14 protein-coding genes are annotated in these 20,365 nt (G+C 49.6%); 7 read left to right on the top strand and 7 right to left on the bottom strand.

What is annotated here, in order from left to right; all coding sequences use genetic code 11:
* Positions 1-55 precede the first annotated feature (55 nt).
* From F4X88_05265 to guaA, 3 genes are read left to right on the top strand one after another with little or no spacing between them, the layout of a single operon-like run.
* Positions 56-1,699 carry an OmpA family protein gene (locus F4X88_05265; protein ID MYA55683.1) on the top strand — a complete coding sequence of 548 codons (1,644 nt, stop codon included), beginning with the start codon at positions 56-58 and terminating at the stop codon, positions 1,697-1,699.
* A 6-nt stretch (positions 1,700-1,705) separates the two neighbouring features.
* Complete coding sequence (locus F4X88_05260; GenBank protein MYA55682.1) at positions 1,706-1,996, top strand: hypothetical protein; 291 nt, start codon at positions 1,706-1,708, stop codon at positions 1,994-1,996.
* 13 nt (positions 1,997-2,009) lie between these two features.
* Positions 2,010-3,587, top strand: coding sequence for a glutamine-hydrolyzing GMP synthase (gene guaA / locus F4X88_05255; GenBank protein ID MYA55681.1), 1,578 nt, complete (start codon positions 2,010-2,012; stop codon positions 3,585-3,587).
* Here the strand turns inward: guaA and F4X88_05250 are convergent, their stop codons facing one another.
* The 6 genes from F4X88_05250 to F4X88_05225 form a co-directional block, all read right to left on the bottom strand.
* Entirely contained in the window at positions 3,588-4,787 is a 1,200-nt protein-coding gene (locus F4X88_05250) for an alanine--glyoxylate aminotransferase family protein (GenBank protein ID MYA55680.1), read from the bottom strand.
* Between the two features lie 125 nt (positions 4,788-4,912).
* Positions 4,913-9,625, bottom strand: a complete 4,713-nt coding sequence (locus F4X88_05245) for a tetratricopeptide repeat protein (protein MYA55679.1) — start codon at positions 9,623-9,625, stop codon at positions 4,913-4,915.
* Positions 9,626-9,753: 128 nt separating this feature from the next.
* The gene (locus F4X88_05240; GenBank protein MYA55678.1) at positions 9,754-10,746 is read right to left on the bottom strand and encodes a zf-HC2 domain-containing protein; all 993 of its coding nucleotides are present in this window, start codon (positions 10,744-10,746) and stop codon (positions 9,754-9,756) included.
* A gap of 169 nt (positions 10,747-10,915) precedes the next feature.
* Positions 10,916-11,500 (bottom strand): sigma-70 family RNA polymerase sigma factor, encoded by a 585-nt coding sequence (locus tag F4X88_05235; GenBank protein ID MYA55677.1) that lies wholly within the window; start codon positions 11,498-11,500, stop codon positions 10,916-10,918.
* Between the two features lie 221 nt (positions 11,501-11,721).
* Positions 11,722-12,375 carry a hypothetical protein gene (locus tag F4X88_05230; protein MYA55676.1) on the bottom strand — a complete coding sequence of 218 codons (654 nt, stop codon included), beginning with the start codon at positions 12,373-12,375 and terminating at the stop codon, positions 11,722-11,724.
* Between the two features lie 591 nt (positions 12,376-12,966).
* Positions 12,967-13,932 carry a DNA-processing protein DprA gene (locus F4X88_05225; protein ID MYA55675.1) on the bottom strand — a complete coding sequence of 322 codons (966 nt, stop codon included), beginning with the start codon at positions 13,930-13,932 and terminating at the stop codon, positions 12,967-12,969.
* 184 nt (positions 13,933-14,116) lie between these two features.
* On the opposite strand from F4X88_05225, the gene F4X88_05220 reads away from it, so the two are divergent.
* From F4X88_05220 to F4X88_05205, 4 genes are all read left to right on the top strand, one after another.
* On the top strand, positions 14,117-14,899 hold the full coding sequence (locus F4X88_05220; GenBank protein ID MYA55674.1) for an ABC transporter ATP-binding protein: 783 nt from the start codon (positions 14,117-14,119) through the stop codon (positions 14,897-14,899).
* Positions 14,892-15,596, top strand: a complete 705-nt coding sequence (locus F4X88_05215) for an ABC transporter ATP-binding protein (GenBank protein ID MYA55673.1) — start codon at positions 14,892-14,894, stop codon at positions 15,594-15,596. Before F4X88_05220 ends, F4X88_05215 begins: the two co-directional genes overlap by 8 nt.
* A 6-nt stretch (positions 15,597-15,602) precedes the next feature.
* Entirely contained in the window at positions 15,603-16,442 is an 840-nt protein-coding gene (locus F4X88_05210) for a prolipoprotein diacylglyceryl transferase (protein ID MYA55672.1), read from the top strand.
* A 77-nt stretch (positions 16,443-16,519) separates the two neighbouring features.
* Entirely contained in the window at positions 16,520-17,203 is a 684-nt protein-coding gene (locus F4X88_05205) for a sulfotransferase family protein (GenBank protein ID MYA55671.1), read from the top strand.
* A gap of 30 nt (positions 17,204-17,233) precedes the next feature.
* Here F4X88_05205 and F4X88_05200 read toward each other — a convergent pair whose 3' ends face one another.
* Positions 17,234-20,143, bottom strand: coding sequence for a hypothetical protein (locus F4X88_05200; protein ID MYA55670.1), 2,910 nt, complete (start codon positions 20,141-20,143; stop codon positions 17,234-17,236).
* Positions 20,144-20,365 lie beyond the last annotated feature (222 nt).

The following is a 20,365-nucleotide window of genomic DNA, read 5'->3' as shown; positions in this document are numbered from 1 at the left end:
ACGACTCGATGGATATGCGACCTTAACCGATAACTGACAACTGACAACTATAAAGATGAAATATTACGGATTGCTACTTTTGGTTACATGCTTTATCGTATCTGGATGCCCTGCACCAGAGATCGATGAAGTCATACTTGCGACACAATTCCAAGACGCGCAGCAGGCGATCAATGATGCAGCCGCATTGGATGCTGAACCTCTGGTGCCAGAGGAATTCGGGCGGGCAGTGAAACTTCTGAATTTCGCTCGGAACTCGCGAGAAAAGGGAGACATCCCCCAAAGTGCTGAATTTGCGTATCAGGCAGAATTGGTTGCGCAGATCGCCAGCGCAAAGGCACGGCAGCATCGCGCTCGACAAAAAGTCGTTGCCCTCCGAGAACAGATATACCAACAAATTATAAAGGCACACGAGCACGAACTCGAAATCGCCCGTATCCGTGAGGCGATCCTTGAGGAACAACTCGCCCGTGCGTTGAGCGCTCGAGACAAGGGGCAACTGCAAACAGAGCAGCTTTCGACGGAACTCGCGCATTTAAAAACATCGCTACATCAGACGGAACTTCGCCTGTCGCTCACAAGTGTAGAATCACTCGTTAGTGTTTCACAATACACCTATCCAGCGATCGAAACAACTGCAGGCTACGAACGTGCCCAAGCATCAATCGCTTCGATAGTGAACCTTATTGAGCAAGAGGCGTTCGTTGAAGCAGCGGATGCTATCTCGGATGCACAGAAACTCGCCGACAACCTTTACCAGTTAGCGCAGGAAAAACAGGAGGAAGACGCAGTAGCGAGGACAAGCGCGCATATCGCAATCACGAAGGCGGAAGTAATCATTCAGCGTGCGCAATATCTCAATGCCAACCAACACGCAACAGAGCAATTCCAAAAGGCAACAGCACAATTGAAACGTGCAAAGCAGGAATTAGCCACCCATCGCTACGAGCAAGCACAACAATTTGCGCAACAGGCGCAACAAACCGCCGATGAGACAGTCGTAATCTCGGAAGCGGCGGAATTTAGACAACGCGCACAGAGAGAGTTAGATCGGCGGGCAGCGGGAGCACAACAAGCGGTTGATGTACTGAAACGAAATCTCGCAGCACAAGCAAAGACACAGGTCCCACAGTTAGAAGCACGACTCTATGAACTTGCCAATACGGCGTATACAAAGGCAAAAACCGCATTAGCAGACAAGGAATATGAGACGGCTGTCGCAGCTTCCGCGGAGGGCGGTGATTATCTGGAACGCGCCGTTGCAAACGCACAACGAATAACATCGGCGAAGTCAGATTTACTAAACGCAGCAAAGCGAATCCCTAAAGCTACCGTTATAGAGCAGAGCGATAGTGTCCTCATCCGTATCAGAGGAAACGTGTTTGCCCACGGCAGCATCCAACTTCAAAGAGAATTTTTCGCGACGTTTGAGCAACTCGCAAAAGTCTTACGTCGGGATAGTTTCAGCAGTTATCCGATTCGAATCGAGGTACACACAAGTGCCTTGGGAAATGCGAACGTCAATCGAAATGTAAGTATGGGGCGTGCAGACGCAATCAAGAGGTCCCTCGTTGAAGAACGCGTCAACCCAGAACGCCTCACCGCTGTAGGCTTGGGAGAAACCGCGCCTCTTATCGAAGCCGGTCCCAACAAAGAGGAACAGAACCGTAGAATTGATATAATTGTCAAGACAAACTAAAAACTCGTGCAACACAAAGACCCTTATCTCGTCAATCAGGTCGCGATGAGCCTGTTTGGAGATAGATATATTATCATTTATGGGAATACAATTCAGTTCCACAACCACTGTTACCATCTGCGGTCCATCAATACGCCGGGACATCCGCACTGCGGGTGCTACTACTTAGAAGACGCGAACACCGGTTTGGCTATGTCAACTGATGTCGACTTCGCGCCTCCTGGCGCATACGGCGCGATTTTCGAGCCGCAGACAGGGGACATTATTGATTGCGAAACCGTCCCTTATTTTCAGTGAAAGTCGCAAGTCTATGACGAACACCAACGACACAAACACAGCATCCACACAGCAAGAGACTATCCTCATTTTGGATTTCGGGTCGCAGTACACGCAGCTTATTGCCCGACGCATCCGTGAGCAAAACATCTACTGCGAAATTTATCCACACACGCTACCTCTTTCGCAGATAGAAGCCATTGCCCCAAAGGGAATTATTCTCAGCGGCGGACCCGCAAGCGTCTACGAGGCTGATGCCCCAAAAATTGATCCAAAACTCTTCGAGTTGGAAACCCCCATATTGGGTATCTGTTATGGTATGCAACTCATGGCGGCCCTGTTGGCAGGTGGAAAGGTCCATCCAGCGACACAACGAGAATACGGGCACGCACCCCTCCAGGTGCTTGACGCCACCGATCCACTCTTCGCAGGACTTTCCTCACGGTTTTCTGCTTGGATGAGCCACGGTGATCGTATTGAGGCACCTCCCGTTGGATTCCAGACAATCGCACAAACACAGAACGCTCCCATCGCTGCTATGGCGGATCCCGCACGCGCGTTTTACGGATTGCAATTCCATCCTGAGGTTGAACATACCGAGGATGCCGATCAGATTTTGGGGAATTTCACGCGGCGCATCTGTGGATGTCGTAACGCTTGGACAATGCGTGCCTTCATCGCCCGTGCCACAACACAAATACAGGAGCGAGTCGGAAATGAACGCGTCCTATGTGCTGTTAGCGGAGGTATTGATTCAATGGTGCTGGCGACGCTTTTACATCAGGCGATTGGAGACGCACTTGTACCCGTATTTGTTGACAATGGTCTCCTCCGGAAAAACGAAGCCGCTGAAGTGCTCAAAACCTGTGAGCAACTCGGAATTCCTCTCGTCATTGTTGACGCGGTGGAGCCGTTTCTTAACGGTTTGGCGGGAGTGACGGATCCAGAAAAGAAGCGAAAGGTGATTGGGGCACAGTTCATCGAAACTTTCAAAGCAACGGTGCAAGAATTAGGACACCGCTTCCGATTTCTCGCGCAAGGTACTCTCTATCCCGACGTTATAGAGAGTATCTCTGTGAAGGGACCGTCCGCTACAATTAAAACCCACCATAATGTCGGCGGGCTTCCATCCGACATGCCGTTTGAACTGCTTGAACCTTTCAGGGAGCTTTTCAAGGACGAGGTGCGGGCGGTTGGAGCAGAACTAAACGTGCCAGCGCAGGTCCTTGGGCGACACCCATTTCCTGGACCAGGACTTGCTGTCCGCATTCTGGGCGAGGTTACGCACGAACGTTTAGAAGTGCTCCGTTCAGCAGATGCTATCTTTATCGCTGAAATCAAGAAAGCGGGGTTGTACGACGACATTTGGCAGGCTTTGGTTGTTCTTTTGCCCGTCAAAAGTGTTGGCGTGATGGGCGACGCGCGGACGTATGAAAACACAGTCGCACTCCGCGCCGTCACGAGTAGTGATGCAATGACGGCGGACTGGGCGCGCATACCGACCGATGTGCTCGCCAAAATCTCCAACCGTATCATCAATGAAGTGCAGGGCATCAACCGTGTCGTCTACGATATTAGTTCAAAACCACCCAGCACGATTGAATGGGAATAGTTATCCCGAATAGACTTGTGCAGCGGCGTGAACAGCTACACCACGCTCCACGTTATGTCCCGACTCAATGAGAAGTTTCTCTAACGCACTCAGGACGAGCATAACATTCCGTTCGTTTGAAGATTCACCCATCAGCCCAATTCGCCACGCCTTTCCAGCAAAGACACCCAAGCCCGCACCGATTTCTATGCCGTAGTCCGAGATGAGGCGTTTCCGAATCGTCACATCGTCAATACCGTCAGGAATGCTTAAGGTAGTGAGCATTGGGGCGCGGTAGCCCTCTTCGGCTGCAGGTTGCAGACCGATCGCTTTTGCCCCCGCGAGAAGTGCGCGGGCATTGTGCACATGCCGTTTGTAGCGGGCATCCAACCCCTCTTCCAAGACAACACGCAATGCTTCCCGCAAGGCATAGATAAGGGATATCGAAACAGTGTGATGATAACTCCGCTGCTCGCCGTGCCAATAGTTTTCGAGGAGCGTCATATCGAGATAGAAACTCTGGATAGATGTTTTTCGGTTCCGAATGACCTCAACGGCACGATCACTAAAACTGATAGGTGAGAGTCCGGGCGGACCGGCGAGACATTTTTGGGTACAACTATACGCAATGTCAATACCGAGAGCATCTATATCTACAGGTTGTCCTCCGAGACTGGTCACACAGTCTGCGAGGAAAAGGGCACCGCTTTGGTGAGCAATCTCAACGGCATCTTTCAGGGGTTGCAGGATACCGGTAGAGGTCTCCCCGTGTACCAACGCAACCAGTTTTGGGGTAGACACTTTCGCAACCGCTTCAGCGATTTTTTCGGCAGGGATATGTGTACCCCATTCCGCTTCTACCCTTGTCACCACGCCGCCGCACCGAGCGGCGATATCGGCTATTCGCTCGCCGAAATACCCTTTGACACCAACAACGACACCATCACCGGGTTCAACAACATTAGCAAGCGCTGCTTCCATTCCGGCGGTACCCGTGCCGGAGACCGGGAGCGTCAGCCTATTTTCAGTGCCAAAGACTCGGCGGAGTAAGCCAACCGTGTCATCCATCACCTGGACAAATTCGGTATCTAAATACCCCAACATCGGGGTTGTCATCGCTTTAAGAACCCGCGCATTGGCTTCACTCGGTCCCGGACCGAGCAGCACGCGCGGTGACACTATTAATTCATCATACACTGTTTTCGCAGGCTCCTTAGACATCGTCTAAATCGCAATTTCTCAGAATTAGGGGAATAAGTCATAAAAAGGGGAGGGTGCTATGCCGCACCCTCCTTTCAGGGAAGCCCCGCTCAGGCGAGCAAGGCTATAGGAACAGGATGTAGTGATTACTCACCACCACCACCGCCACCAGCACCGGCACCAGCACCACCACGAATTTCCAGATTATTCGACTGCATGTAGCTTATAATCGTCTGGACTTGGCTGATTGCATAGGTGAGTGCCTGGTTGACCTTTGTGTCTACAGGCGGCGTTGTTTCATATTTTGCCCATAAACGGTTGAAGTAATCCAACGCATCGTTGAAATACGCATCGTCGCTATCGGCTAACACCATGTATGCCTCACCAATCTGCACGAGACCGAGGTCTGCATACTTGGTTCCCGGATATGCTTCAATGATCTTCTGATACTCAGCAATGGCGGCTTCGACAGCAGGTTTCTGCTCTTCACCCCTCGCGAGTTTCGATTCATTCAGCAGATCCGTTGCGACTTCATACTCGTAGAAAGCAAGCGCGTTCGCAGTGTCGTTGAGATAGCCTTGGGCAGTCGATTTTGACTCCCCACCGATACCGGGCGTATTGATCGCTTTCTGATAGTTTTCTATCGCCATCTGATAGAGACGGATCCGTTCCGCTTGCTCCAGCTCAGTTTCGGAGCCTGCGTTGTAGTACTTGTTGCCAATATTAATAAGCGCATCAGCAGTGTACTGACTGTTCGGATACTCAGCGGCGAGAACTTCGTTCGCCTCAAAGAGTCGATCATACCAGCGCTGTTTTGCATCCTCATCGCCCGCCTTTTCAGCGGCTTCACTGAGAAGTTGCGCACATGTTGAGATAGCATACAACGATTCAGCAGCACTCTTGTGGGTCTTATTCACAGTGCGCACCTTCTCGTATTCGGTAATCGCTTTCTCAAACTGTTGCGCGGCGTAGTAGGATTCGCCGACGTGATACTGCCAGAAAGCAGCATCGTTAGCACTCGGATAACGACGCACCATATCACGGAAGACATCACCAGCGGCAGTGAAGTAACTGACCGCTTTTTCAGACATCTCTCCGTCCATGCCTACTTGCATCCGTCCGAGTTCAAAGTTCGAAGCGGCTGTATAGTTCAGTGCGGTTTCCGTGTTCTTACGGAGTGCATCCGATTTCGGGAAGAGTCCCTTATCGACGTAACTCACGAACGTCGTGAGCGGGCTCAGCGCACTGACGAGGTCTTGCGGAAGTTTCACGCCAATACCGACAGAATAGTAAATCTGACCGGATTGGAACAGTGAATTCTGAACATACGGGATGACCGTCTGTTTGTCCGCCTTTTCAACCGGTGCTGCGATCGAAGCGACTTCGAAGAATGCCCCTGCGGCGTTGCGACTCGCGTCAATGTAGGGTTTCAGGTCTGTGCCTGCCTCTGTGGAGAAGAGGGAACGCGCTTTGTCGGAGTAGAGGAAACCGAGGTTATATTGCGCAGCGGCTTTCTCTGCCACACTCGCGTTCGGGTTCCCTTTCGTCCGATCAAGGGCTTCAACCGCTTCGGTGATTGCTTCATCTAAGCGTCCCAATTCAACGTAGAGGGTTGAACGACGAATGCCAGCGTCTGCTACCATTGAGGCGACATTTGTGTTGGCTGAACCGCTATATTCTCCGATAAGGGTTTGGAAGGTTTCCAACGCCTTAGACGGTTGTTTCAACTGGTCTTGGTAAATCAGACCAATCCGATAGTAGGATTGCGCTTTAACGAGATCGTCTTCTACTAACTCAATGGCGTTCTGGTAACTCATCAATGCGTCCTGATAAGTTTTCAGTTGCTCCTCTTGTGCAAATGCCATTGCGAAGTAGGAACGTCCCTTCATGTCTGCCTCTTCGGTGTTCTCAATAATGTATTGATACTCTTGCACCGATCCGGCGTGGTCGCCGAGAGTTCCGTTGAGTTCAGCAAGCCGGGAGTGTGCTTGGAAAATAAGCGACTTGCGCGCCTCGTCTTCGGTCTGTCCTTCTAATGCTGTAACCGCTTTGAATGCGTCTGCAGCACCTTTGTTGTCCTCAAGGCCGAGCAACGCTAAACCCGCAGTGTAGTTAGCACTGATGAGGTTGTTCGCATCCTCTGTCAGCGTTGATACTTTTTCCGCCGCACTTACAGCGTTCTGCAGGCTCAACTGCTTGCTACCTGCATCCGTCGCAGATTGCGCGATCTGATAATGACAGACTGCTGCTTGATACTGCGCGTTCGGTGCGAGTTCACTATTCGGGAAAGTTTGCACAAAGAGGAGATATTCCGCCAGTGCTTCATCATAGCGTTTCGCACTATAGTAAGTATGCCCGATCTTCAGTTGCGAACGGCTGCGAGCTTCTTCTGGCGCACCTGTGTTATCAACAATTCGCTTCAGCGAAGCCACGAGCGCATCGACATCGACCTCTTCACCGGTGTTTTCAATAGCAGTGGCTTTAATCAAGTCGATATGTCCGAGTGTCTTGAGAACGAGCTCATTGTCACTGGATGCATATTTATCGTTTGCTTCGTCGGCGAGTTGCAGGATGAGGGGCCATTTTTCCGTATCGTCCTGTTTCTGTGCCGCATCGCGATAGGCGAGTGCCAAGCCGTAATACGCTTCAACAGCGTTGGGACTATCGGCATAGTCGGCGATTACCCGTTTGAACGCCGCTTCGGAGGATTCCAAGAGTGCCGGATTTTCAGAAGCGGCTTGGTAATAGCAAAGTCCGACGAGGTAGAGCGCATCGTCTGCGTATTCACCAGTCGGATTCCCATCAACCACAGCTTGATACTGAACGGCGGCTTCTTCAAACCGTTCCTCTGCACGAAGCAGGTCAGCGAGTTTAATCTCTGCCAACGAACGGTTGTCAGCATCGGCAAGCTTGTCTAAAATACTGTTGTAGTAACTAATCGCACCCTCTTTATCGCCTTCCTTGACATGACTGTTTGCAACGAGAAGGAGTGCGCGTTCGTAGTATTCACTCGTTTCAGGAATAGATGCGTAACGGTCGCGTGCTTGCGTCCAGTCACCAAGCATTTCATGAGAAAGTGCTTCGTTCATGATACACGCTTCCACTTGAGCAATACGCTCACTGAAGTCATCGTAACGTTCCTCGGCGACCCCTGGGAGGAAGGCATCGTCAGTAAACATGGCGATCGCTTCCTGATACGCCGAAACAGACTTCCCAAGGTAATCCGCGTTGAAGTTCGCGTCTGCATCGCCTTCCTGATAACCTTCGGGTTTGGCAGCTTCGTAGTAGGAACGTCCTTCAAAGAATTTACCCATCAACTTGACGAGATGGAACTTCGGTAGGGGACGGTAATCCCACAATTTCGCATATTCTTCCGCTGCTTCAATGTACTGTTTAAATTCAGTCCGTTTGATGTCGGCGAAACGGAGTTGAACCTCAGCTGCGAGGATATCGAACTCGTTATCGTTTTTGTTCTTCTCGATAAACTCGCGGGCGATTGTTTCCAACTCATCTTTGCGTCCGAGATCGTTGAGTGCCCAAATTGCGCCGTAGAGCGCGTGCGGAGCAACTGGATCCTGCGGATAGTCGTCAACCGTTTTTTGATACCATTGGAGCGCGAGTTCAAGCGTTCCCATTCCGGTTTCAGCGTCCCCAGCCTTTACTTGATCGCTGCCGAGTTTGTAGTAAGCTTCCCCAATCTGATAGGAGCAGTAGGGAATAAAATCGGTGGCTTCTTCGTGTTCATTAATAACACGTTGATACGCTGAGGTTGCCTCACTCCAATTCTCTAAGCGGAAATGGCTATCGGCAATACCAAGTTTCGCTTCCGCGATGAAGTCGCTCTCCGGGTATTCTTCAAGGAGGGTCTGATAGGAAACAATGGCGTTTTCATAGTCTCCTTGATCGAAATAGGTACGTCCGATGGCAGACTGAATTTCCGATTGAAGTGTGCGATCTGCAGTGTTTTGCAGTGCCAACTCGTAGTTCACACGCGCGTTGTCATAGTCCTTCTGACGAGCGTAAATCGCACCTTGATCGAAGTATGCCGCCGTGACATATTGGCTTTCCGGGAACTGCGTGATGAAGTTCGTATACCGACCGATCGATTCATCATCTCTACCGAGTTGGTTCAAGCTATAAGCCGCTTTATACATCGCTTCGGCTTGCAGATCCGGGTAGTTCTTGAATTCCTCTGTAGCGATTTTATCGAATTCCTGATACGCTTGCTCGTAGTTGGATTCATTGAGGAACGATTGCGCGATCAGGTGCTGTGCATCATCTTTAAAATCGGAGTTTGGGAAACCATCAAGAACCGCTTTAAATGCCTGTCGGGAGTCCTCGTAGTTCTGCAGTTTATAGTTCAACTGCCCGATAGCGTACCAAGCGTTTTCGACGAAAAGGCTGTTCGGGAAGTTCTCAATGAGCTGTGTGAACTTCGGTTCCGCCAATTCAAATTGCTCTGTCCGATAGAGGATGTGTCCCCAGAGGTAGGTTAACCCCTCTTGATGTTTGGGAATGGTTGCCGTCGGAGCAACCTTTTCAATGTATTCGATCGCAGTGTCGTAGTGATTTACATCGCCTGATTGTTCAGCGAGACGCGAGTAGCTAACCGCGATCTTATAATTGGCGAGGGTGGGGAAATCCTTGTCAATGACTTCGGTTTTCACACCCCGCTTTGTTGATTCTTCGAGTGCCTCGGTATACTTTCCAATTGCGCCTTCATAATCTGCCTGTCCATATAGGTCTTCAGCGGATTGGAAGAGTTGCTCCACCTTTTTGGAACTACCCATCATAAAAGGTGAAAGGAGTGCAACTATTAAGGCGAGACCACCAATAATGCCCAAAATCCTTGGGTTCATTCGTATTCTCCTTGTTTACATCGTGCACGCTCGGAACGCGCCCACGAGATTAAATACTAAACTAACTTCAAACGCTTTCGATAAGATATTTAATTATCGACTTTAAACTATACTATAATAACGCCTATCTACAACTCTCTGGAATCGTAGACTTCTGAAATAGACAATGTTTCCAACGGCACATCCAACAATTTCTGTGAAAAACCTTTGGATCCATTCCACTTCCGTTCGTATTGTTGGAGTGCATGCTGTTCATCCATACCCTGCAATAAGAGCAGGGCATACCTACTTTCAGTTAATACATCGCGACCCGTGAGACGTGCCCAGAACGCACCCTGCGCCGGAATTTCGGCATAAGCGAGTAATTCCGAGTCAATGTCTAACGCGACACTCGGTATTGTATCAGAATCATCTTCTTGAAGTGTAGTGAAGATGTATCCTTCTGTCATCGGTTCATCGGTGAATACCCAGACATCAGAACCTGAATCAATAGCAGGGGGTTCTGTCGGACGCCCACTACTGACATTGCGACGAATGCCAGTCGGTTGAGTACCAGTCGTATCCTGTTTGATAGCAAGTGCTGCGGTAGGTTGAACGGAGATAGGTGAATCGACAGAGAAGAACCGAATTTTCGTCGCTGCATATAGGCGACTAAGCACATGACTACCATCATCGTGTGTTGATACTTGGATAAGCAGAAGCGACGCAACAACTAACATCGTCAGTGTTAACCCGAATATGTAATACGGAAAAACGTGTTGCCTTATGGAGAAAAGCCCGCCTAAACGCGAATGATCAATACCACGATGAAACTGGGTAAGTAGATGCCACCCCAAACGCGTAGCAACTGCGAAGATACGTTGATGGAGGGCAGTTGGCGCGCTCTGTTCAATACGATGCTGGAGTTGCGTTGTAAACCGGGCGTAATAGGCATCGGATGCCTCCGGTTCAACGTAAAAGTTTTCGAGGAGGTGGTTCGTTTTCTTCAGGGCTACGACTTCTCGTTTGCACAATCCGCAAGAGCGGAGATGCAATGCGACTTTGCTGTTCTGCCGTTCGGAAAGCGTTCCATCTATATAGTCGGATAAAAGGCGTCCTATTTTTTCACACTTCAATCTCATTGATATTCTCCTCGAGAGAGTGTGTTCCACACGTCTATTTTTTAATTTTACCTTGCGGAGAAATAACGTCCGTTAGAACTATCAGAGGCGTTCCTTAGATCCGCCTGCGTGTTTTTGATAGGGTATTTCTGCGTATTGTTGCAGGCTACCGGTTTGGTTTTAAGGAAACCTAAACATTACTCGCATCTACGTAAGGTTTGAGCAAGGTTCGGAGCTTTTTGCGCGCATAATGCAAGCGGGAGCGGACTGTGCCTTCGGAGCAATTGAGGATTGCAGCGATCTCCGCGTGCGTTAACCCTTCAAATTCATGAAGAATAACAACTGTCCGATGCTTCAGTGAGAGACTATTGACTGCCTTTGTGACGTGATGTCGCAATTCAGCCTTTTCAGCATGGGCATGCGGATCATTGGCGACCTGGGCGCGGTATCGCGTGACCGCCTCATATTCCGATTCCGATGCCGTCTCAAGTGTAGACACTCGCTGCCGCTCTCTACGTTTGACAAAGTTCAGTGCTTCATTGACCGTTATTCGGTAGAGCCACGTCTCAAAGGCTGCATCCTTCCGAAACGTCCGAATTGAGCGGTACACCTTAATAAAGGTCTCTTGCATAACATCATCGGCATCCGCGTGGTTCTTGGTGATCTGCATCGCGAGACGGTAGACCGTCCGCTTATATTTTTCCACCAACGGTGCCAATGCTGTCTCGTCACCTTCACAAAGATCGGCAATGAGCAAGGCTTCAGTTCTTTCCACCGAACTTTCTCCTTCAGGTTTCTAACGGATTAATGGGTTAGACAACGCCTTTTTGAAAACCGTTCAAAAAAAATGGTTGTTAGTTATCAGAAGTCCCTTCTACGATTTTATTATAGCATGACTCCAAAAATTGTGTAAACAAAAAATAATTGGCAGTCAGTCATTAAAAAAGGGCAACGTATTGAAAATACGCCGCCCTCTTTGTCGAAATAGCCTCAATTTTACTCTTTACCCTTGGTTACAAAGGTTACACTGACATCAGTAGAGTTGCCAGCAGCGTCTGAGACTTTACCTGCGATAACATAAGTCGTCTCGTTGCCAATCTCTTTACCTTTGACAAGCTCGAGCGTCGCTTTGTTGCCTTCGACTTTACCAAGCCAACCGACATCATCGCCGCCTTCGGTCTGAAGTGCGACGTTACCAGAAACGTCTTCACTGAACTCGATTTCAATCGCTGCGGCGGTGTTGATAGCTTCGGGATCGACATCTTTATCACCATCTGAGACGGTGCCACCCGTGACTGCCGGTGGATCGGTATCCGGTGCGGTGACCGTATAGTTCAGTGCTTGCGTTCCATCAGCCCAAGTGATCGTCAACGCGAGCGGACCAGGGGTGAAAGGACCCGCGATAGTCGCTGTTTTACCGGCAACTGTGACAGTACCGGCACTTACCGTGACATCAGCGGGGGCGTTGTCAAAGGTAACTGTAATACTTCCATTCGCGGCAATCTCACCGCCCGGCGGGGCAGCACTTACGAAGTTGGCTGGTGCAGCTGCTTCACCGTCACCATCATCATCGCCACCGCAGCCGACTATCAGCGAAAGGGCGAACAAGCCTGCCAGCAATAAAGCGAAGGTTCTAAACAATTTTGTCATTAGAGTTAACTCCTTAAATTGTAAAGTTTATCAAAATACACCCTTCGGATAGGGTGTCCTAACAACTTTCGGTCCTTTCCCATAGACGCTCGCGAAAGCATCGGGGAAAGTCGGTTTCTATAGTGCTGCTGCTTGTACAATTCAGCAACGCTTCAAAACCTATGATCATATTCTCGTTAAGTCAAGTAACGTAAGGCTATTTCGTTTGTTGTCCTCTTCGCGGTGCGTAAAGAACAAACCGACACGTTGAGAACAGAATTCCGCGAGGGCAGTTAACAGAGTAAAACACCATTGGATTGTTGCACCCCTCGCCCGAAAGTCAATATCTAAACGAGTACCTTAAAGTTTAGCAAAAATTGCAAACTTTGTAAAGGTAAATTACGGATTTTCCCAAAATTATATGAAAATTAGTCTCTTTTGTCAAGAGAAAACTTCATTTTTACGTAAATTTACCATAAATTTTAACGGTGTCAAGAAAAAATTGATACATGTACTCACATCATCAAGTTTAAGGACATTATATAGTATATCACACATTGAAAAAAAAAGCAATTTTTTCTTCAAGGAACTCCAGTTCCCAACTTCTGAGTGCTACTCTTCAAACAATCCCATCTGTTCGCTGATTGTTCCACTCACATACGTTTCAAGCCGTTCTGGATGCGTTAGCACATCAATCACCTTGTCAACTTCGGTCGGTGCGAAAGGAAACGCGCCTGTCCCTATCAACTCTTGAGGTCCTTCCCGTTGCGTGTGCCCTGTATCCCAGCGACATGCCAGAACCGATCTGTCCTGACGCTGCGCATACCGTGCTGTATGCATCGCACCCCCAGTCTTTCGCGCTTCAATTACAATGGTTGCTATAGAAAGACCGCTGATAATACGGTTTCTCTGCACAAGGTTGCCCGGTGACGGGGCAGTCGGGAATGGATGCTCTGAAAACAGACAACCATGCTCATAAATTTTCATTGCGAGTGGATTGTTCCGTCCGGGATAGATAGAAGACAGATCCGTTCCGACAACGCCAATCGTCTTTCCCATACCCGCGAGCGCACCCGAGTGGGCATACGTATCAATACCCGTTGCTAATCCACTGACAACCGTGAATCCGGCAAGCGCGAGTTGTGTCGCCAGCGAAAGCGTCAGTTCAATTCCTTCTATGCTCGGTTTCTGACTCCCCACAATCGAAACACATCGATCACCGATGCCTGTTAACGTCCCGACCCTACAGAGGATTCCCGGAGCGTCGGGCAGATTTTTGAGAGGGGCTGGATAGTCTGGATCTTCAAGGCACATTACCCTGACATCCTGATTTTCGAGAGCATCGAGTCTCTCACGAAAGGTCGGAAAGTTCCCGGATACTGTGAGTATCCGAGATGCGAGAACAGGGTTGAAGGAAGGCAATCGCGCAATTTCGGGGAGTTCCGCTTCAAAAATTGCCTGCACACTACCGAAGCGTGCTATCAGCCGTCTAATCCGCACGCTACCGAGTCCCTCAACGGAGGCAAGTGCCAACCAATATTCAAGAGTGGTGTTCTTTTTTGAATGCGTCATATCCATTTACAGTTCGATAAAGTCTTTCCTCTATACCTTAATATATAAGTAAAGTATAACATAGTATAAGGATGGATGTCAAATCTGTGTTGTGCTGCTCCTACAGGAATAAGCCCGAAAAACAAATTGACATCTCCTTTCAGTTAAAGGTATACTTTAAAGTGTAGACAATCGAAACGAGGGGAGAAAAATGCAAAATACCTCCATACGCTTGCTCTCAACAAATGGACTCAGTCGACATTATGGTGGGGTCATCGCGTTGTCCGAAGTGACAATGGCTGTACACCCCGGACAAATCTTCAGCTTAATTGGACCGAACGGTGCAGGAAAAACGACACTCTTCAACTGTGTTACGGGTTTGGATAAACCAACATTTGGCACCGTTGATTTCTTAGGAGAAGCCATTACAGATCTCCGTCCAGACCAAGTTACAAAACTCGGCATTGGCAGGACCTTTCAGAACATACGACTCTTCGCAGAACTCACAGTTCTTGATAATGTTAAAATCGGAAGGCATCCCCGCACGATCAGCACGTTTGTCGGCGCAGTCTTCCGCACAAATCGGCAGAAAAGTGAGGAAGAGGAGATCACCGCACGCGCACGTGATATGCTTGAATTTGTCGGGTTAGACGACATCAGCGACCACACAGCAGGAAACCTTTCCTACGGCGACCAACGCCGCGTTGAAATCGCCAGAGCTTTAGCAACTGAACCGAAACTCCTGCTCCTTGATGAACCCGCCGCTGGAATGAATCCTCAAGAGACGCAAGAACTTATTGACCTGATCTACGCCATACGAGAGCAGGGAATCACCGTGCTTCTCATTGAACACGACGTAAAGTTGGTGATGCAAATCTCCGATTGGGTTACCGTATTAGACCATGGGGAAAAAATCAGCGAGGGGATACCTACGGACGTACAGAACGACCAACGCGTCATTGAGGCATATTTGGGGACTTCTGACGATGCTTGAACTTCAAAATATTCATACCTATTACGGAAACATACGCGCCGTTCGAGGCATCTCTATCGCTATCAATGAGAACGAGATGGTCTGTTTGATCGGTGCCAACGGTGCCGGAAAATCGACAACGCTCATGACGACATCCGGGATACATACCCCCGTTGAAGGCAGTGTACACTTTGATGGTAACGACATCACAACAACATCCGCAGAAGAACGCGTCATCCTCGGTATCTCACAGGTCCCAGAGGGACGACTCATCTTTCCGGATATGAGTGTCCTTGAAAACCTCGAACTCGGTGCCTATTCAAGGAGCGACAAAAGTGCCATCAAAGATGATTTAGACAGAATCTTTCAGTTTTTTCCCGTCCTACAGAACCGGCAGAAACAGCGGGGGGGCAGTCTCAGCGGTGGCGAACAACAGATGCTGGCAATCGGACGCGCCCTGATGTCCAGACCGAAACTTCTCTTATTAGACGAACCCTCCTTAGGACTTGCACCTCTGATCGTAAAACAGATTTTCGAGATCATCCAGCAGATTAACGCCGATGGCACAACTATCCTCCTCGTCGAGCAGAACGCACAAATCGCACTGCAAGTAACCGATAGAGGCTACGTTATGGAAACCGGTGAAATTACAATTGAAGGCACCTCTGCCGACCTGTTAGCCGACGAACGCGTGCGACAGGCTTACCTCGGAGAATAAATATTAATGTATCCAACGATCATTGATTTCGGTCCCGTGGGTATCCATTCTTACGGGTTGATGTTAGCTACGGCGTTTATTACTGTCGTCTTTGTTATACAATCCGATTTGAAGCGAAGGGGTTTTGTCCCAGAACTCGCTTCGACGATCGTCATGGCTGCAGCAATCGGCGGCATTGTCGGCGCGAAACTCTATTCTGCATTACTCGACGGTCAAATCACTTTTCACGAACTCTTCTCAACGAGTGGATTAGTCTGGTATGGCGGTTTCATCGGTGGATGTCTCGCCGTTATTATCGTCGTCCTCCGCTCTCCGAATCCATTCCTACCTACAATCGACATTGTCGGTCCGACAGTCATTCTTGGATACGGCATTGGTCGGATCGGATGTCTCCTCGCTGGTGATGGTGACTATGGACCCCCGTCAGATCTACCGTGGGCGATGGCGTTCCCTAACGGCACTGTCCCAACCGATGTTCCTGTCCATCCAACCCCTATATACGAGACCCTAATGTCATTCGCATTTTTCGGTATTCTCTGGTCGCAACGCCGTAGACTTGAGGAGACACCTGGTGTTTTGTTCGGTGCGAGTCTTGTCGCGTTGGGGGTGGAGCGGTTTATTGCCGAGTTCTGGCGGATCACACCGCGCGTACTTGGGTGGATGACCGCAGCACAATTTTTCAGTATCGCGGCGTTCATTGTCGGCATTGGGCTCATTTTCTGGATGCACAACCGACCTCACGTAGCGCTGGTTGGAGTGAGCGATCTCACCGGCGAAACCGGAGAAGGCGAAGAGAGGAAGGCGCGTCGACGGAATAGGCGGGGTAGACACCGCCAGCGGCGGTAATGTTTTAAAGGATACACAACTTGGACACAAAACGTATCTGTCTCTGGTCGGGACCGCGGAACGTCTCAACCGCACTGATGTACGCCTTCGCACAACGCAGCGATACCGAGGTCATTGACGAACCGCTCTACGCACACTACCTCTACACAAAATACGGTGCACAGGCTTTCAAGGGTACACATCCCGGCGCAGCAGAGGTGCTGGCATCTATGTCAACAGACGGCGAACAGGTGATTGAGCAGGTGATCCTTGGTTCCTGTGAGAAGCCTGTGCTTTTTATGAAACAGATGGCGCACCACCTCCTCAACATTAACCTCAGTTTCCTTCAACACACCCACAACGTTCTACTCATCCGCGACCCACGAGAGATGCTTCCCTCTCTTGCCAAGGTCATCGGGACACCAACACTCGCCGACACCGGACTCAAAACACAATACGATCTCTTAAAGGACCTACGCGCCGCGGGGCAGTCCCCTCCAATTCTCGACGCGCGACTGTTATTGGAGAACCCGTCTACTGTTTTGTCACAATTATGTGAGCGGCTCGGGTTGGAATTCGAGCGATCAATGCTGTCTTGGGAGGCTGGTGGGAATCCCGCGGATGGCGTATGGGCACCGTATTGGTATCAGAACGTGCATCGGAGCACAGGGTTTGCGCCGTACCGTCCGAAATCGGAACCGTTTCCCACAGAATTGGAGGCGGTGTTAGCGGTGTGTGTGGAGTATTACAGTGCCCTGTGTAAAGAGGCGATTGGTCATTAGCAATAATTGCTGATTGCTGACGGCTAATGACTATTCCACCATCTTCTCAAGGATCTGCTCAAGGAGTTGATTGCTATCGGCTTCCCGCTCCCGATATTGTTGGACTAACTCCGCTAACGTTGACGGTTTCTCACCTTTTGTGAGTGTTTCACCATTCGCTGGGATTCCCAACAGCAGCATATTCAACGCCTCATCAAATGTCTGCGCCTGTACCGCCTCAAGTTCATTTGATCCTGCCTTCAGGACCACCATCTCTAACTTCGGACGCCGCGGCTTGTCGTCATCTTCACCCTCCGGCTTTTTCGCTTGCAGGTAAATCGCCTCAAGATAGAACAGCGCGTTCTCAATCGGAATAATCAGTAGATTGCCCCGAATCACATCGTTTGCCGTTTGCCAACCGCGTTGCTGATCTCCGGTCTTTTTATTAATATCGTCTTCCACCTGTGTCGGTCCGGCGATCCCTGCGTTCTCAGGGAGCACATAAACGATACGCTCACCGTAATGCGGTTGATCGCAGCGTGCCACCATCCATGCCTTCAACTGTTTCTCGCGATCTTGCGGCGCGAATGGAATCACATTCACAAACTCAACTTTTTCCTCACCCGGCAACTTCAACATAGCATAATAGGGCATCATTTCCTGATCGGCTTGTGAGGAGTAGTATGCCTCTTTCGGTATCGACCAAGGGTTCGTATTATCATAGAACCCGCTCGCTTGCCGGTAATAATCGCCGTAGAGTCTCGCTTGAATCCGGGTCAGGTAATCCGGGTACCGCAAGTGCGCCTCCAACCCGTCCGGCATCTCCGAGAGTGATTTAAAGAGATTCGGAAACGCTTTCTGATAAGTCCGCATCACGGTTTCGTCTACTTCATCTTTCTTGATGGCATAGAAATCCACCGCACCGGTGTAAGCGTTAACGACAGCGACACCAGCATTTCGGATGTAGTTGAATGTGTCAAAATCCGGCTCCTCATATAGCTCACTGTCTGTGAGTTGCGTCTTATCGTCCACATACATCTGTGCGTTCGGATAATACCGGCTCGTTACATAGAAGTCGATGATCCAATACAACTGTTTATCGTTAATCACAATATACGGATCGGGGTCGTAATTCAGGAAGGGGGCTATGTATGAAACACGGTCTTTGACGAGGCGGTCATTTCGACGGGTACCGATCCTTCGTCGGAACATGATTCGGCTCTCCGGTGTCAACTTCTCTGAGATGAGGATGGGGATGAAATCGAATCGAAGCGCGAAACAGAGTCGACGGAACCAACCACCTAAAGACACGCCTCCGTCCCCGGCGTATGTATGCTGCATCCATTCAGGTATTTCTGGGGTTTCCGTAACACCCTCGTCACTTTCGGGGTCCAGCCTGCGTTCAGCACTATTTGCATCGCGATCGGTGTTCACAATCATGTAATTGCGGATCATCTCACCGTAGTAAATCTGCGGATATTCTACTGTCAGTTCCTTGTAAGCACTATCGATCGGTGTATCCTTGACCCAGAGTTTCGGTAAACCCTCGCCAACGAACTCGTTCACGGGGGCGACACACACGCCATAGCCGTGCGTAAAAGAGCGCAGATCCGTTTTCAGGCGATCCCACCCCGTAATCTCAGGACCGGGATCAATTTCACGGGCGGCTATCAGGACCTGCCGATATTCACCATCTACTGTATATCTGTCGACATCGGTATACGGATGGAAGTTGTAATGCGGTTTAATCTGTGTCTCTCGGAGGGCCTCATACAGTACGCGTCGATCCCAAATTTGGATATTCTTCTTGACCTCGGCATTTTCCGTTATCATTTCCAGTGTTGCGGTCCCAGGCTCGCGGTCAACCCTCACGATCTCATCGAGATCAAAGGCGCGGCGTGTCTCTTCAATGTGCCTCTGCAAGTACCGACCCTCTTTGAGAAAAGGTTCCACACGCATACGTGCCACGTGGAGACCCAGCGGATATGCTTGGATCAACAACACGTAACTCAATCCCCATATCGCCCCAGACACATACCACAACAGGCGTTTCCGCCAGAAGATGTTAATCACGATAACGATTGCGATGCCGATCAGCACGCCGCAATAAATTTTCGTAGCACCTGCAAGGTGAAAATCCATGTAAAATAATCCATGGAGGGTCTGCAGCCCGTTCGTCAGGGGCTTTGTATATACCTTGTCCCAGAGGTTCACATAGCTCCGCCACCCGTTGACGATCAGTAGCAATATCCATAAAGCCGAGCCGTGAAAGATAATATGTCGTTTCACACGTGCCATTGTGTGGGCGTCCCGACGGTAATAGAAATTATATAACAACCCAACGACAATACACGTTACCCACAGCGTTATCTCTACCCAGAGACTCACCCATCGGTGGAGTGGGAAACTAAAAAGGTAGAAATTCCGATCCATTCCGAAGTGGAGAGAACTCTCTACCGCTACCACATCTGATTGATTCAGGTACCGAAGCATTATATCGTCTAATAGAAGCATCGGTCCTGCGAGCAGAAATGCCGCAATCAACGTGATACAGATGACCATCCGATGGAAAGAGAAGGTCTGCGTATGTGTCCAGCGCCGAAACTCGCGGGATTCTGGGCATAACATGTTAGCGATTGCCGTGTTGGCATTCATAAATCCAGCAGCGACAATGAAACAGACACCGAAAATGCCCCACCGGACCTTCTGGAGCCCCCAGAACACAGCAGCGTAGCCAACGTGTTCAAACCAGAGGTGTTCTGTATAGAGATGCGCCAAAGGGAAAAAGCAGCTCATCGCAATCAGCACGCTCAACGTCCAGAGCAGATACGCCTGCAATTTGTTATGAACGCCACGCCGCCAGGAACCGCTCCGTCGATACCGAAGGATACCCCATATTAAGGTAACACCGACAAAGAGTGTGCTTAAAAGTAACTGTGCGATAGCAAGATCTGCTGTCATAATGAATGCCTCCTACAAGACATTATAGCATAGGTGTAGGGACTTCGCAAATTCGCCCGTCAGCGAATTCGTCAGAATCAGGATTTTCAGAACAGGAGATTGCTGCCTGCTGATTGCTAACTTGTGGGAACGAACTGTGCTCGCGATAATCCGCGTAATCCACGATTCAGACAAAAAATTTGACAAAAAACATCCATTACGCTATAATTAATATCGATTCAA

Source organism: Candidatus Poribacteria bacterium, from assembly GCA_009839745.1.
Taxonomy (GTDB): domain Bacteria; phylum Poribacteria; class WGA-4E; order WGA-4E; family WGA-3G; genus WGA-3G.
Note: the sequence above shows the minus strand (reverse complement) of the source record. Positions and strands in the feature narration are given on the sequence as shown.